Annotated in this window: 15 protein-coding genes; 8 read left to right on the top strand and 7 right to left on the bottom strand. The window is 60.1% G+C overall.

Annotated features, from left to right (window positions below; translation table 11 throughout):
* Positions 1 to 3: 3 nt before the first annotated feature.
* From prfB to VFU66_RS04300, 5 genes are all read left to right on the top strand, one after another.
* Positions 4 to 1135 (top strand): peptide chain release factor 2 gene (gene prfB, locus VFU66_RS04320; RefSeq protein ID WP_326445008.1). Its coding sequence is split into 2 segments (ribosomal slippage): positions 4 to 72 and positions 74 to 1135, totalling 1131 coding nucleotides; the frame shifts between segments, so codons are not numbered across the junction.
* Between the two features lie 67 nt (positions 1136 to 1202).
* Positions 1203 to 1718 (top strand): DinB family protein, encoded by a 516-nt coding sequence (locus VFU66_RS04315; protein ID WP_326445007.1) that lies wholly within the window; start codon positions 1203 to 1205, stop codon positions 1716 to 1718.
* 10 nt (positions 1719 to 1728) lie between these two features.
* Complete coding sequence (locus VFU66_RS04310; RefSeq protein ID WP_326445006.1) at positions 1729 to 2139, top strand: CoA-binding protein; 411 nt, start codon at positions 1729 to 1731, stop codon at positions 2137 to 2139.
* Between the two features lie 42 nt (positions 2140 to 2181).
* Positions 2182 to 4275: a protein-disulfide reductase DsbD family protein gene (locus VFU66_RS04305; RefSeq protein ID WP_326445005.1), complete on the top strand. Its 2094-nt coding sequence runs from the start codon at positions 2182 to 2184 to the stop codon at positions 4273 to 4275.
* The gene (locus tag VFU66_RS04300) at positions 4272 to 4664 is read left to right on the top strand and encodes a YybH family protein (protein ID WP_326445004.1); all 393 of its coding nucleotides are present in this window, start codon (positions 4272 to 4274) and stop codon (positions 4662 to 4664) included. The genes VFU66_RS04305 and VFU66_RS04300 overlap by 4 nt, the downstream gene beginning before the upstream one ends.
* 345 nt (positions 4665 to 5009) lie before the next feature.
* Here VFU66_RS04300 and VFU66_RS04295 read toward each other — a convergent pair whose 3' ends face one another.
* The 4 genes from VFU66_RS04295 to VFU66_RS04280 are packed head-to-tail and all read right to left on the bottom strand — an operon-like array spanning position 5010 to position 7867.
* Complete coding sequence (locus VFU66_RS04295) at positions 5010 to 5174, bottom strand: hypothetical protein (RefSeq protein ID WP_326445003.1); 165 nt, start codon at positions 5172 to 5174, stop codon at positions 5010 to 5012.
* Positions 5175 to 5203: 29 nt separating this feature from the next.
* A complete protein-coding gene (locus VFU66_RS04290) occupies positions 5204 to 6547 on the bottom strand; it encodes a replication-associated recombination protein A (protein WP_326445002.1) in 1344 nt (447 codons plus the stop codon).
* Positions 6544 to 7353, bottom strand: a complete 810-nt coding sequence (locus tag VFU66_RS04285) for a TrmH family RNA methyltransferase (protein ID WP_326445001.1) — start codon at positions 7351 to 7353, stop codon at positions 6544 to 6546. The genes VFU66_RS04290 and VFU66_RS04285 overlap by 4 nt, the downstream gene beginning before the upstream one ends.
* Before the next feature lie 52 nt (positions 7354 to 7405).
* The gene (locus tag VFU66_RS04280; RefSeq protein ID WP_326445000.1) at positions 7406 to 7867 is read right to left on the bottom strand and encodes a GNAT family N-acetyltransferase; all 462 of its coding nucleotides are present in this window, start codon (positions 7865 to 7867) and stop codon (positions 7406 to 7408) included.
* 207 nt (positions 7868 to 8074) lie between these two features.
* Between VFU66_RS04280 and VFU66_RS04275 the strand changes: the two genes are divergently transcribed.
* Together VFU66_RS04275 and VFU66_RS04270 are read left to right on the top strand one after the other, a co-directional pair.
* Positions 8075 to 8719, top strand: a complete 645-nt coding sequence (locus tag VFU66_RS04275) for an L-threonylcarbamoyladenylate synthase (RefSeq protein ID WP_326444999.1) — start codon at positions 8075 to 8077, stop codon at positions 8717 to 8719.
* A gap of 76 nt (positions 8720 to 8795) precedes the next feature.
* Positions 8796 to 9461: a YdcF family protein gene (locus VFU66_RS04270; RefSeq protein ID WP_326444998.1), complete on the top strand. Its 666-nt coding sequence runs from the start codon at positions 8796 to 8798 to the stop codon at positions 9459 to 9461.
* Positions 9462 to 9497: 36 nt separating this feature from the next.
* Here the strand turns inward: VFU66_RS04270 and VFU66_RS04265 are convergent, their stop codons facing one another.
* Positions 9498 to 10370 carry a DUF92 domain-containing protein gene (locus tag VFU66_RS04265; protein WP_326444997.1) on the bottom strand — a complete coding sequence of 291 codons (873 nt, stop codon included), beginning with the start codon at positions 10368 to 10370 and terminating at the stop codon, positions 9498 to 9500.
* A 64-nt stretch (positions 10371 to 10434) separates the two neighbouring features.
* On the opposite strand from VFU66_RS04265, the gene VFU66_RS04260 reads away from it, so the two are divergent.
* A complete protein-coding gene (locus VFU66_RS04260; RefSeq protein ID WP_326444996.1) occupies positions 10435 to 11856 on the top strand; it encodes a YncE family protein in 1422 nt (473 codons plus the stop codon).
* An 83-nt stretch (positions 11857 to 11939) separates the two neighbouring features.
* On the opposite strand, the gene VFU66_RS04255 is transcribed toward VFU66_RS04260, so the two are convergent.
* Positions 11940 to 12818, bottom strand: coding sequence for an anti-sigma factor (locus tag VFU66_RS04255; protein WP_326444995.1), 879 nt, complete (start codon positions 12816 to 12818; stop codon positions 11940 to 11942).
* Complete coding sequence (locus tag VFU66_RS04250; protein ID WP_326444994.1) at positions 12815 to 13381, bottom strand: sigma-70 family RNA polymerase sigma factor; 567 nt, start codon at positions 13379 to 13381, stop codon at positions 12815 to 12817. Before VFU66_RS04250 ends, VFU66_RS04255 begins: the two co-directional genes overlap by 4 nt.
* Positions 13382 to 13400 lie beyond the last annotated feature (19 nt).

Here is a 13400-nt window from a genome sequence, read left to right as displayed (position 1 = left end):
TTTATGATTAGCGATCTCGAATATTCCTACTCCCCGGTCCGCGAGAAAGTGCGCGATCTGCGGGAGTATCTTTGACGCGCCACGCCTACGCCGTGAATTAGCCACTATCGAAGAAAAGACCGCAGACCCAGCCATCTGGGCAGATCCTGCACGCTCGCAGCCGCTGATGCGCGAGCGTAAGCGGCTGGAGAACCTGTTGGCGGACGACGCGGCACTGGCGCGCCGCTCCGACGATATTGAGGCCTACTTCGAACTCGCGAAAGAGGGCGAAGATACCGAGGCCGATCTCGCTCGCGAGATTCCCGCGCTGGTCGAGTTTGCGGAGCATCTTGAATCGAAAACCATGCTCTCGGGTGAGAGTGACCCGCTGAATGCTATCGTCGTCGTGCATCCCGGTGCGGGCGGAACAGAGTCTCAGGACTGGGCCGAGATGCTGATGCGCATGTACATCCGCTGGGGCGAGCGCCAGAACTTCAAAGTCGAGATTAACGAGGTACAGGACGGCGATGAGGCCGGCATCAAGTCCGCGACGTTTACGATCTCGGGCGAATATGCGTTTGGATTGCTCTCGGGCGAGACTGGCGTGCATCGGCTGGTGCGCATCTCGCCGTTTGACTCGGCCAAGCGCCGCCACACCAGCTTCGCTTCGGTATTCGTCTCGCCTGAGATTGACGACACCATCGTTATCGACATCAAGGCAGAAGACCTGCGCATCGACACCTACCGCTCCGGCGGTAAGGGTGGCCAGCACGTCAACACGACCGACTCTGCCGTGCGCATCACGCACATTCCCACCGGCCTCGTTGCAGGCTGCCAGAACGAGCGTTCGCAGCATAAGAACAAAGAGAAGGCGATGAAGTTGCTGCGCTCGCGCCTCTATGAGTACGAGTTAGACAAAAAGAAGGCCATCAGCAGGAAGCTCGAAGACTCAAAGCTCGACATCAAGTTCGGCTCGCAGATTCGCAGCTATGTACTCCAGCCCTATCGCATGGCGAAGGACCTGCGCACGCGCGTCGAAGTGGGCGATGTGGACCGCGTGCTCGACGGCGATCTTGAACCCTTCATTCGCGGCTATCTGAAGATGCGGCGCGAAGGCAATATGCCTGCCGAGGTGAATGAGGATGACCTTACGTAACGAATTTTTCTGAGGCGAACTCACCTGATCGCGCATCCAACGATTCACCGGGGAACGAGAGGTGACGATGAGTGAGTCGAAGCATTCGGATAACGAGCAATACGAGCAGAATCCTCTGATCGACCAACTGCTTGCGCTGCTTCGGGGTGGGCAGGCGCATGTCACGTTTGACGATGCGGTGCGCGATTTTCCTGCCGATCTGCGTGGTGTGGTTCCGGAGAATTTGTCTCACTCGGCGTGGCAGGTGCTGGAACATCTCCGGATTGCACAGCGCGACATCCTTAATTTTTCCGCGCCTCCGACGGGCGGGTATCAGCCCATGCAGTGGCCGGACGATTACTGGCCGAAGTCTTCCACGCCGCCCGGCCTGAGTGCATGGGAGCAGTCGATCGCCGCCGTCCGCAAAGACCGTGAGCACTTCGAGGCGCTGCTGCTGAAGCCGGGTGTTGATCTGTACAAGCCGTTCCGCTGGGGTGAAGGGCAGAACCTGCTTCGAGAAGCACTGCTGATCGCGGACCACAATGCCTATCATCTTGGCGAATTCGTCGTCCTTCGACGCTTGCTTGGAATCTGGAACCCATAGACTGTTCGGTATGAATGAACCTGAAACAATCCGCGTCATGCTGGGCACCCCGCCGCGCACGATTGCTGTCATTGGCTTGTCGGCGAATCCTGCGAAGCCCAGCCACTATGTCCCTGCGTACATGCAGCAGCATGGCTATCGTATTCTGCCGGTCAACCCGACGGTGGGTTCAGTGCTGGGTGAGAGGTGCTATGGCTCGCTTGCCGAACTGCCCATCAAGCCTGACATCGTGAATGTCTTTCGCCTGCCGAAGTACATTCCGGGCATCGTGGACGAGATGCTCCAGCTTGGCTTTGAAAATCTCTGGGTGCAGCTTGGCATCGTCAACATGGAAGCGGCCGCGCGTGCCGAGGCAGGCGGCATCCGCGTGGTGATGGATCACTGCATTATGGTCGAGCACAGGCATCTGACAAATCTCTGACAAACGCTGCGGCCGGAAGCCCTACAATCGGTACAGATGACCATGCGCCGTCTCTCTACACTCCTTCTGTTCGCGGTCTGCGCTCTGCTATTCGGCGTATCTGCACGCGCGCAGATAGAGGTCGTCGGCGACGGGGGCCCGGGTCCGGCTACGGCGCAACATTTGAGGGTCGCGCTTATCGCGCCATCGTCGAGCGTCGCGCCTGGAGGCACGTTGCAGGTCGGCCTTCAGTTCAGGCTCGATGACCACTGGCATGTTTACTGGGTCAATGCGGGGGACTCCGGTGAGCCGCCAAAGATTACATGGGCGCTGCCCAAAGACATCACCGCTGGCCCGATGCAGTTTCCCATCCCGACGCGCCTGCCGCTCGGTCCGCTGATGGATTTTGGCTATGAGAACGGCGTCGTGTTTCCGATCAAGTTCGTCGCATCGCCCTATGCCAGGCCAGGCCCTGTTCATCTTGACGCGAAGATCGACTGGCTTGTCTGCCGCGAGGTCTGCATCCCCGGCAAGGCACATCTTGGGCTGAACCTCAACGTTGTCCGCGGAACTGTGCCTGTTGCGCCTACAGGCGACCTCGCGCAAGCCCTCAGCCTCATTCCTGGGCCGCCGCCCAGCAACGCGCAGTTCTCAGTTATGGGCGGCAGGCAGAACTTTGTCCTCACGCTGATTACGGGCACCCGTGAGACCAACGCAGAATTCTATCCGCTCGATCAGGAGCAGATTGCCAACGCTGCGCCGCAGGCTGTCGAGCCGCTGCCGAACGGTGTTCGGCTTCGCGTGTCGCGCGCGCCGGAACTAGTGAAACTGCCAGCGGAACTTCACGGCATCATCAAACTCAGCGCGGCGCGAGCATATGATGTTACCGCACCAGTTGTTCCAGGCGAAGTTCCCGTCGCTGCTGCGGTGAAGTCATCTTCAGCGGCCCCATGGAGCGCCATAGTCCTCGCATTTTTGGGCGGCATCATCCTCAACCTGATGCCATGTGTTTTTCCGGTGCTCTTCCTTAAGGGGCTTGCGCTGGTGCAGTCTTCGGGCGAGGAGCGCAGCCGCCTGCGTCGCCACGGCCTTATCTATACGCTTGGCATTCTGGTTTCGTTCTGGACCATTGTTGCTGTACTGTTGGCGTTGCGTTCAGGCGGCAGCCAGGCGGGATGGGGCTTCCAGCTTCAATCGCCGACGTTCGTCGCACTGCTGGCTTCGGGCATCTTCTTTTTTGCGCTCTCGCTGGCAGGGCAGTTCGAGATTGGACTTTCGCTGACCAGCGTCGGCGGCGATCTGGCAAAGAAGCCCGGCTATACCGGGAGCTTCTTCACGGGAGTGCTCGCCACTATCGTTGCTACGCCCTGCACAGCACCGCTGATGGGCGCAGCCATCGGCTTTGCGCTGGCGCAGTCTGTGGAGGTCACTTTTGCTGTCTTTACCGCACTCGCACTTGGGCTGGCCACTCCGTATCTCTTGCTGAGCTTTCAGCCTGCGTGGACACGTCTGCTTCCGCGACCAGGCTCCTGGATGGAGACGCTCAAGCACCTTACCGCGGTGCCCTTGTTCGGTACCGCCATCTGGCTCTCGTGGGTCTACGGCTACCTCTACTCCGGCGAAGGCGGAGTCGGGGTGCCGGGCGTGGATCACACGGTACACCTGCTCTGGTGCTTCCTCGGGCTGGCCATTGCCGGGTGGGTGCTCGGTAAGTGGCCTGCGCGGTGGAAGAGCGCCATCGCGGCGGTCATCATCGGCGCGATTGCGCTGGCGATTCCGTTGTATCAGCCGAAGGATACGACGCTCGTCTGGCAACCGTACTCGCAGCAGGCGCTCGATCAGGCCCGCTCCGCCGGTCGTCCTGTCTTTATCGACTTCACTGCCGCGTGGTGTTTGAGCTGTCAGGTCAACGAGCGGCTCGTTTTGAAGTCCACTGAGGTGCAGCACGAGTTCCGCAAGGGCAACGTCACGTTGCTCAAGGCTGACTGGACGCACTACGATCCGGAGATTACGAAAGAGCTCGCGTCGATTGGCCGCAGCGGCGTGCCTACGTATGTTATCTATCCGGCCAGAAAAGATGATCCTGCCGATGTTCTGCCTGAGCTGCTGACGAAGCAGATTGTCCTCGACGCTCTCAAAAGGGATCTGCACCCATGACCACCCATCAAGATGAACTGCAAATCCGAGCCGTCATCGACACATGGGCAAAAGCTACGGCCGAAGGCAACCTGAATGCCCTGCTGAATCTGATGACCGAAGACATAACCTTCCTCATCCCCGGCAAGCCACCGATGCATCGCTCCGAGTTCATCAGCGCGTTCCAATCAATGATTCGTTCTGTCCAGGCCCTGTCTCGCTCTACTGTGCAGGAGATTACCGTGAAGGACGACCTCGCTCTCTGCTGGAACTATATCGAAGTTGATATCGTCCCGCTCATGAGCGGAACCACAACGAAGCGCGCAGGTTACACTCTCACCGCCTTTCGCCGTGGCGTAGATGGTCAATGGCGCGTCTGGCGCGATGCAAACCTCGTCACCGCTGTCTAAGCCACTCTTGCTCGCGTAAACCAGGCAAGCGCAAAATACGTCCAGAACAGCAGAGGAGGTCCCAATGACCCAAACGGCCCGCACTCTGTCCATCGAGCCAAGTCAAGATGGTGAGCTGACGTATCTTCCGTGCCGCGCCGTTCTCAGGGATGGCAGCAGTTTCGATACTGTCTATGTCGTATCTGAGAAGCCTTATATCATATCAAGTACTCGGAATTTACCCTGAAGACGACAAAAGAAAAGCTCAATTCGTATTGAAGATGTCGTGCGAATAGAAGAGACAGCCGCTCGACTGCCTGCGAAATATGCAAACCAGCTTTATCGTGCTGGTGAGTCAGGTATGGGCTACACCATCTTCACAATCGTCTTCCTTGATGGCTCGCGGCAGGCATGCGTCACCGAAACGCCGTCGATTTTGTCCGGTATCCAGAGGGTTTGGGTGCAGAGGACGTATCTGCTGTACTTCCACGCGAAGGGCGCAGAGATGACTCCCTCGTTAGAGCGCCTCATTGGTATTGGTGTTTGTATTCTGAATAGATTTAGCGGGTGCCATGGCTGCTCTTCTTGATCCGCTCGATCTCATCCATCCGTTGCGCCAGCAGCTTCTCGCGCCCTTCATTCGTGGGTTGATAGTAGCGCCGCCCGGCCAGCGAACGAGGCAGACACTCCATGTCCGCAACGCGGCCCTCGACATCGTGCGCGTACTGGTAGCCTTTGCCGTAGTCCAGCTCCTTCATCAGCTTCGTCGGAGCGTTGCGCAGATGGAGCGGAACCGGCTCTGCGGCTGTGGCCTCGATATCCGCCTGCACTGCGCCGTAGGCTGTGTAGATTGCGTTCGACTTCGGTGCGAGCGCGAGATACACCACCGCCTGGGCCAGCGCCAGTTCGCCTTCCGGGTGTCCAAGAAAGTGCATCGCGTCTTTTGCGCTCAGGCAGAGATTCAGCGCCTCAGGCGCGGCCAGGCCGATGTCTTCGACGGCCATCCGCACAATGCGCCGCGCGCAGTACATGGGGTCTTCGCCTGCTTCGAGCATCCGTCCGAGCCAGTAGAGCGCGGCGTCAGGGTCGGAGTTGCGCACGCTCTTGTGTAGCGCCGAGATGATGTCGTAGTGCTGCTCGCCGTGTTTGTCATAGAGCAGCACGCGACGTTGCAATGCCTCGGCAGCCAGCGGCTTTGTGATGAGCTTTTCGCCGCGCCCCTCTGCCAGCTTCACAGCGACATCGATTGCATTCAGCGCATTGCGCGCATCGCCACTTGCGTATGCGGCAATCGTAGCGAGAGCTTCATCGTCGGCCTCGATTGCTGACGTTCCAAGCCCACGTTCGGCATCGGTGAGTGCGCGTTTGAGAAGCGAGACAATCTGCTCCTCAGCCAGCGGCTGCAGCGTATATACGCGGCAACGCGAGAGCAGCGCGGCGATGATTTCGAAGGAAGGATTCTCCGTCGTTGCGCCGATCAGCCGGATCGTCCCGCGTTCGACATACGGCAGAAACGCATCCTGCTGGGCTTTGTTGAAGCGGTGGATCTCATCGACGAACAAAATCGTACGCGAGCCGAACTGTGCCGCCTTTTCGGCTTCGGCCATCACCTGCTTGATCTCTTTGATGCCTGAGAGCACGGCGGAAAACTCGATGAAGCTGGCCTGCGTCATGTGGGCGATGATTTTTGCCAGTGTTGTCTTGCCTGTGCCCGGAGGCCCCCAGAAGATCATCGAGGTGGCATCATCGCCCTCGATCGCAAGACGCAGCGGCTTGCCGGGCCCAAGCAGATGTTCCTGCCCTACATATTCATCGAGCGTGCGCGGACGCATTCGCTCGGCGAGAGGCACCTGCCGCGCGCGGGACGCGGGGCCAGCTATCGGCGAAGCATCGAACAAGCTCATCGCTTCACCTCCGGCGGATTTGTTGTCCGCTGTCGTGAAGCCTCATAGAGCAGCAGCGATCCGGCAATCGCTGCATTCAGACTTTCTACCGGGCCAGGGCAGGGAATGGTTACACACTCATCTGCGAGTTTGAGCCATTCAGCGCTCAGCCCGGCGCCCTCGTTGCCGATCATCACCGCGCAGGCATTCGCGAAGTTTGTGTCCTGCACGGATTTTGTGTGTGGGGCAGCCGAGCCAACGGCAGCCAGCAGATGCACACCGCGCTTCTTCAGTCCCGCTACATCATCCGGCGTCGCCGCTACGACAGGCACGCGAAACACGGAGCCGACGCTGGCTCTGAGCGCTTTCTGATTCCACGGGCTCACCGTGCCTGGAGTTGTCAGCACGCCCGTTGCGCCGAAGGCCTCCGCCGAGCGAATGAGCGTTCCCAGATTTCCCGGGTCCTGCAAGCCTGCCGCTATCAGAATCAGCGGAGCTTTGCCGACAACATCCATGAGCGCAAACAGCGGAGGCTCAATCAGCGCCGCGATTCCTTGCGGAGACGGTGTCTCGACGGCGCTGCGAAACACATCGGCGGTGAGACGCAGCACCTCAGTCTTTTGCGGAATGCTTGACGGCAGCTCGCGGCGCTCCGTCGCAAAGAGCACCTTCACGGCGACGCCGCTGCGCATCGCTTCGGTCAGCAGGTGGTCGCCTTCAATCGCCACCAGTCCACCGCTCAATCGTGCGTTGCCTTCAAAGGCGGCGCGCAACTGCTTCACGCGCGCATTTGTCCTGCTCGAAATTAGCGTCTCAGAAATTGGCATCTTCGCAAATCTTACGCCGTGGCCGCTGATCGGTCTTGCGCATGGCGACGGTTTATACAAGCATCTTCGCCATCTCATACTCCTCAAGTGCCGGATCGTTCGGATACGGTTCTGTCCGTCCGGTTGGCGAGAATCCGAGTTTGCGATAAAAGTCCATCGCCGGGTAGTTGCTGCTCGTCACCATCAGACGCAGTCTTCGAGCGCCGTGCGCTACGGCCCAGTGTGCTACAGCTTCAACCAGCATTCTGCCCATGCCAGTTTTGCGCTGCCTCTGCGCGACCCACATCGAAAGCAACTGGGCGGTCTGGGGGTCATCTTCGTCGAGAAAGCACACGGCGATTCCGCAGTACTCTGCGGTATCCAGCGCGAGATAGCCGACCGCCTGGTTGCTGCACAGCCTCACAGCGCGGGCGATCCACTCGTTGTCGTCAAGCCGTGACTCCTTTTGAAACGTGCTGCCAAAGGCACTCGGCACATCACTTAATGCGCGAAGCCGAACTGCTTTGTAACTCATTGCGAGTTCTGGAGTGATAGGACATATCGCGGCCATATATTCAACCTATTTGGGATATGGTTCGACTATAGCGGACCTGACCTCCAGAGCGACGCGCTGCCGTTCAGCATCTATCATGAGAAGTGGCGGTATGCTAATGGTGCGAGACAGAGTTCTTATTCCGCCCAGTCCCGAATGGACGAAGATCCAAGGCGCAGGAGCTAGATTTTGACGGCTGAAACACTTCGTATTCATCCCGACGAGCCCGAACCCGAGTTGATTCACCACGTCGTCAAGAGCCTCAGCTGCGGCAACGTCGTGGCCCTGCCTACGGATACCTTCTACGGTCTCGCCGTCGATCCCGTCAATCTGAAGGCTGTGGACCGCATCTACGAGTTGAAGGCCCGTGCGCGTCATAAACCGCTTTCGCTGCTCATCGCAGAAGTTGCGCAGGCCTACGAACTGGCGCGCAACATCGACTCTGCCTTCGACCGGCTCGCGGAAAAATTCTGGCCCGGACCACTCACTATCATCGTCAAGGCTGGTTCTCGTCTGCCGCTGCGCGTTACAGCCAATACGGGCAATCTCGCCTTGCGAGTGCCGGAAGCGGCGATTCCGCGCGCGGTGGTCAAAAGCCTTGGCCTGCCTATCACGGCGACTTCGGCCAATCTCTCGGGCCTGCCGGAGTGTACTTATGCGAGCGGCGTCCGCGAACAGCTTGGCGACAAAATTCCGCTCATCGTCGATGGCGGCCCAACCGCGCGCGCTACGGCGACCACCATCGTCGATGTCTCCGGCGGCGGCAACTCATGGATGATTGTCCGCGAGGGCGCCATTCCCACGCACGAGATCGCTCTTACGCTCCAGCGTTAGAATGGTCTGTCGTCCATTGCGCCGGCGATTGAGCGCCGCTTGTTCCAGGTAGTTTTCGGTCTTGTCCTTCTCTCACATGATTGTTTCCCAATCCAACCTGAGGCGTCACGGCACCATCTGGGGGCAACTCTTCCGCCATTTGCTCGTGCTTGGTCTGTTGCTTGCGGCAGGGTGGTGCTACTGGGTCTATTGGCAGATTAACGCTGTCGCCAGCCAGGACAACGCGCAGCACGCTGATGCCATCGCGGTCTTCGGCGCGGCGGAGTACAACGGTCGCCCGTCGCCAGTCTTTCATGCACGGCTCGACCATGCCGTTGATCTCTATCGCAGGCAGATTGCGCCGGTCATCATCACGCTTGGCGGAGGCGGCGACAAGGACTCCGGCAAGACCGAGGGCGGAGTTGGCCGCGATTATCTCCTGGCCAACGGCGTTCCCTTCGGCAGCATCATCGCGGAAACCCGCTCCACCGACACCGAGCAGCAGGTCAATCGGCTGGCCGAAATCGCCCGTGAAAATGGTTTTCATCACATCGTCGTCGTCTCCGATGGAACGCACCTGTTCCGCATCCGGGCGCTCTGCGAGAATGCCGGGCTAGACGTCTACACGTCGCCGCGCGCGACCATCGGCCATCTGGATCGCTACGACATGGCCTCGCGGTACTTTCACGAGATACTCAGCTACAGCGCCTGGTGTGTCGGCTTCAACACCGACTGGCTGGAAGGCAAGGAAGACCCGTATTAATAGGCGGCCTGGTTTCGCCGAGGCCTGATTGGTCACTCATCGTGCAAGCGTGTACGCAAGCACAGCTGCCAGCACGGTCGAAGCAAAGTTCACCCAGTCATTGCCGATCCATCCCGACCTTTCGACAGTTGCGCCGAGAACGCTGTCGAAGATCAAGCCTGCGAGGCTCGCGCCGAAGGCAATCAGGGCTGCGTGAAGGGAAATGGCCCCGCACAAAACTGCAACCGCAGCGACTGCCGCAGCCGCTGCCGCACCGAGCGCAGTTCCTATCAGGCTCACTCCGCCGTCGGTGCCTGCCGGAACGCGCCGTCCGGTTGTGATCATCCTGGTTGTGCCGCCGAGCGCCTGGCCCATTTCGGACGAGACTGTATCTGCTGTTGTCTCTGCGAGCGCTGCAATACACGCAGCGAGCCATGCTCCGGAGATGCCAGACGCGCACAGGCCAGCGATGCCGAGGTTGGCCACGATCTGCGAGGCGCGTCGTCCCTGCCGGGGTTCGCCTGCCCCCATGGCCTCTTTTCTGCGTCGCCCAAAGCGGGTTGCGGCAAACGTTAGGGTGAATAGCACCAATAATGAGGGCAAAGCAGTATCCAGCCACTCCGTCGGCTGGGCCAGCAGCAGATTCATGCAGACGACCCCGCCCAGTGCGGCTGCGGGCCATGTCGCCGCGCGGATTCTCCATACCAGCAGGGCAAAACCGGCGCTGAAGGAAGCAGCCGCAGCCGGCCACCGGAGGAGCATCTCGCCCCAGGGCTGCGACCATAGCTCAAGTGCCATCACTGCCAGCAGCAGCATGCCCACTGGCCAGACCAGCAATCTCGACTGCAACCGGTCGCGCCCGGGCGAGATTGCCTTCCGCCACCCGCCTCCTGCTCCTGCTTGTATTTCTCCGTCCATAGTCAGCTTCATCCCCCTCCGTGATTTACAATCAATCCTTGAGCATAGCCAACACCAGCAGCATGTGGGAGCAGTTTTGCACTTAGCAGGAATTGAAGCAGAGAAGATCACTCAGGCGCGGCCGCTCCGGCGTTCGATGCGTTCCCTCATCCAGTCCGCCGCAGGCGCTGCTGTTCTCGTGGCGCTCATCGGATGCGGTAACACGTACCGTCCGGTAGTTACGGCGATCAACCCTGTTGGTCCCGCAGGCCAGCCGCAGAAATTTGCGATTGCCATTTCAAGCCCCAGCCCGACCTCTCCCGGGATTACCACGTTTGTGGACTTCTCGGGCGACACGATCCTCATCACGGCAAACGTCGGCGTTAACCCCTACTACCTCGCGCTCGATCCCACTGGCGGTACTGGCTATACGCTGAATGGTGACAAAACACTGACCAGCTTCCCCATCAGCACCAACCTGCTGAGCAGCCAGGTTCAGCAGAGCACACTGCTCGATAACAACGGCGTACTGCCGCTGACGATTAACCCGGAAGGCACCAATACCTACATCACGCAGCCGGGGCGCAACTCCGTCGCGCAGTACGTCAGTTCGCCGCTGGCTCTCCATCAGGAACTGCCCATCGACCCGGCCTTCACACCCGTTTACGTGGCTGGCGTCAGAAACGCTCCGCGTGTCTTCGTGATCAGCAAGGCCAATGGCGGCGGCCCGGGCCAGGTCTCCACGATCGAGACCTCCAGCGATACCATCGACGCCACACCCATTCCAGTTGGCACGAACCCGGTCTATGGCGTGATGACTGCCGACACCCGGCGCGCCTTCATCATGAACAAGGGCAGCAACAGCGTCAGCGTCATTAACTCGCAGACGAACCAACTCGACACGCCCACCTCCGTCCTGACGGACCCGGCAGCCGTAGCGCCGCTCTGGGCGGACTTTGCCCCGACGCTCAATGAGCTTGTCGTCGCCAATGCGGGCGACGGCGTCAATCCGGGCTCGGTCAGCATCTTCAGCATCCCACTCTGCACGGCGAACGCCCAGCCTACCAACCCAAACTGCGATCCGAATAACCCGGTCGATGCGGTGGGCTTCGGCACGCTGATCGCCAACGTTCCGGTCGGCATCAATCCGGTTATGGTCGCCGTACTACAGGACGGCACCCGTGCCTATGTTCTCAACGCCGGCACCCCGAGCCTGCCCTGCGCTGCTCCACCCGCTGTCCCCGGCAAAAGCACTGTTTGTTCAGTATCGGTCGTCAATCTCACCAGCAACACGGTCACGGCGACCATCCCCCTTCCGCTTTCGACCAACGCGCTGACCCCAACGCAGAACGGCCACCCGAACTGGATTGCCGTGACCACGGGAACGCCCACCGGCAAGGTTTACGTCACCTCGGCCGAGACGAATTTCCTCACTGTTATCCGTACCGACACCGACTCGGTCCAGACCGAGATTCCTCTTCAGGGAGCAGGTATCAGCGTTCGCGTCACTGCTCCCTGATTCACTTTCCGTATAGAGAAGTCAGCAAAGGGCCATCCGCGCGATGGCCTTTTGCTTTTGCAGTCAACCGGGCAGTGTACCGGCTATTCGCCGGCCAGAATGATGGGCAGGGTCGGCTTCGTTGCTCCGCCTTCGGCTTCAATCGTTACCCCGAACGCCTTCGCCTCCACGCCTTTCGGCAGCGTTGGCAGGAGCACGCTGGCGTGCCCTTTCGCGTCCGGTTGAAACGTTCCTGCTGGAACTGGCGCCGCCCCGCTGGCCGGAATCAGCCACAGCTCATACACCTTTGCCGGAGGCAGCGGCTCCAGGTTATCGGCAACGAAGATCAGCGTGCCTCTGCTGGCCACGTAGGTCGCCCGGCCCTGCGGTGTGGGTTTCTCAGTAGGGGTCACATTCAGCACCACCCGCTTTGCCGTGGGATCGGTGAGCGCCTCCATCACCTGCCGTGCTTCGGCGACTCCCGGCAAGGCCTGGTTCATGGTGCTCGACTGGGTTGCAATGATGCTCCTGAGTGCATCACGCTGTTGGTATAGATTGCCCGCAGCAAAGGCCAGTGCAGCAGCAGCTGCCCATCCCAGCCACGGTAAGAGCCTTCCCGCTGGGCGGCGATGGGGGGGGTCTTCCTCCGGTAGGTATTCTCCGCGTCCAAGACCGCGTCCGTAGCTTGCCAGCGGAATCGTCTCGTGCTCAGACTCCTGCTTTTCCGGCACGCGGTCGATGGGGATGGTCTTCTTTTCCCGTGCTACCTGCTTCAACAACCGTTCGCGGGCCTCAGCCGATGGCGTGTGCAGATCTACGGTATGGGCGTATGCTGCCAGGTCCCCTTGCACTTCAGTCAGGTTCTGGCGGCACGCTGCACACTGCTCCACGTGCGCCGCCACCGCTGCCGCTTCGTCCTGCGGAAGCAGTTGCATGGCAAACAGCGCCAGGTCTTCCGGTTCGAAATGTCTGGCCGTGTTCATGCCGTCAGCGCCTTTCTCAGCGTTATGAGCGCGCTGCGTATTCTGGTCTTGACGGTCCCCAACGGCTCGCCCGTCATCTCGGCAATCTCAGTGTGGGTCAGTCCGTCGAAGAATGCCATCTCCAGCGTCTTGCGCTGTTCAAGAGGCAACTGGCGAACCACCACACGCGCTTTCTCCATCATGCTGTCCCGTTCCGCCTCGTTGGCCAGATTGTAGCTGGAAGGCAGCGTTAGCTCATCCACCTGATCCATGGGCCGCTTCCTGCGCAGGGCGTCGATTGCGCGATTCCGCGAGACCACCGCCAGCCATCCACCCAGGCTGCCTCGTGTCGCCTCAAAGCCGCCCGGGTTGCGCCATATCTGCATAAAGATTTCCTGGAGCACATCTTCAGCGGCAGCCGAATCCCGGAGCACGCGCAACGCAACCGAATAGACCACCTTCGAATAGCGGTCATACAACGCCGCCATGGCCTGCTCATCGCCTTTCCGCACCTGCCCCAGCAACACGGCGTCTTCCTCCCGCGATGGCGGAGGGGAGTTCACCAGCCCCGTCTCTCTATACATAGAACGCACCCGGGTTCGC

Source organism: Edaphobacter sp., assembly GCF_035763405.1.
GTDB lineage: Bacteria > Acidobacteriota > Terriglobia > Terriglobales > Acidobacteriaceae > Edaphobacter.
This window is presented reverse-complemented; position numbering and strand designations above follow the sequence as displayed.

Bases quoted from the DNA above. Each gene is read 5' to 3' on its own strand.
- VFU66_RS04315 (WP_326445007.1), top strand. From the start codon at position 1,203: ATGAGTGAGTCGAAGCATTCGGATAACGAGCAATACGAGCAGAATCCT.
- VFU66_RS04310 (WP_326445006.1), top strand. From the start codon at position 1,729: ATGAATGAACCTGAAACAATCCGCGTCATGCTGGGCACCCCGCCGCGC.
- VFU66_RS04305 (WP_326445005.1), top strand. From the start codon at position 2,182: ATGCGCCGTCTCTCTACACTCCTTCTGTTCGCGGTCTGCGCTCTGCTA.
- VFU66_RS04300 (WP_326445004.1), top strand. From the start codon at position 4,272: ATGACCACCCATCAAGATGAACTGCAAATCCGAGCCGTCATCGACACA.
- VFU66_RS04295 (WP_326445003.1), bottom strand. From the start codon at position 5,174: ATGAGGCGCTCTAACGAGGGAGTCATCTCTGCGCCCTTCGCGTGGAAG.
- VFU66_RS04290 (WP_326445002.1), bottom strand. From the start codon at position 6,547: ATGAGCTTGTTCGATGCTTCGCCGATAGCTGGCCCCGCGTCCCGCGCG.
- VFU66_RS04285 (WP_326445001.1), bottom strand. From the start codon at position 7,353: ATGCCAATTTCTGAGACGCTAATTTCGAGCAGGACAAATGCGCGCGTG.
- VFU66_RS04280 (WP_326445000.1), bottom strand. From the start codon at position 7,867: ATGAGTTACAAAGCAGTTCGGCTTCGCGCATTAAGTGATGTGCCGAGT.
- VFU66_RS04270 (WP_326444998.1), top strand. From the start codon at position 8,796: ATGATTGTTTCCCAATCCAACCTGAGGCGTCACGGCACCATCTGGGGG.
- VFU66_RS04265 (WP_326444997.1), bottom strand. From the start codon at position 10,370: ATGAAGCTGACTATGGACGGAGAAATACAAGCAGGAGCAGGAGGCGGG.
- VFU66_RS04255 (WP_326444995.1), bottom strand. From the start codon at position 12,818: ATGAACACGGCCAGACATTTCGAACCGGAAGACCTGGCGCTGTTTGCC.
- VFU66_RS04250 (WP_326444994.1), bottom strand. From the start codon at position 13,381: ATGTATAGAGAGACGGGGCTGGTGAACTCCCCTCCGCCATCGCGGGAG.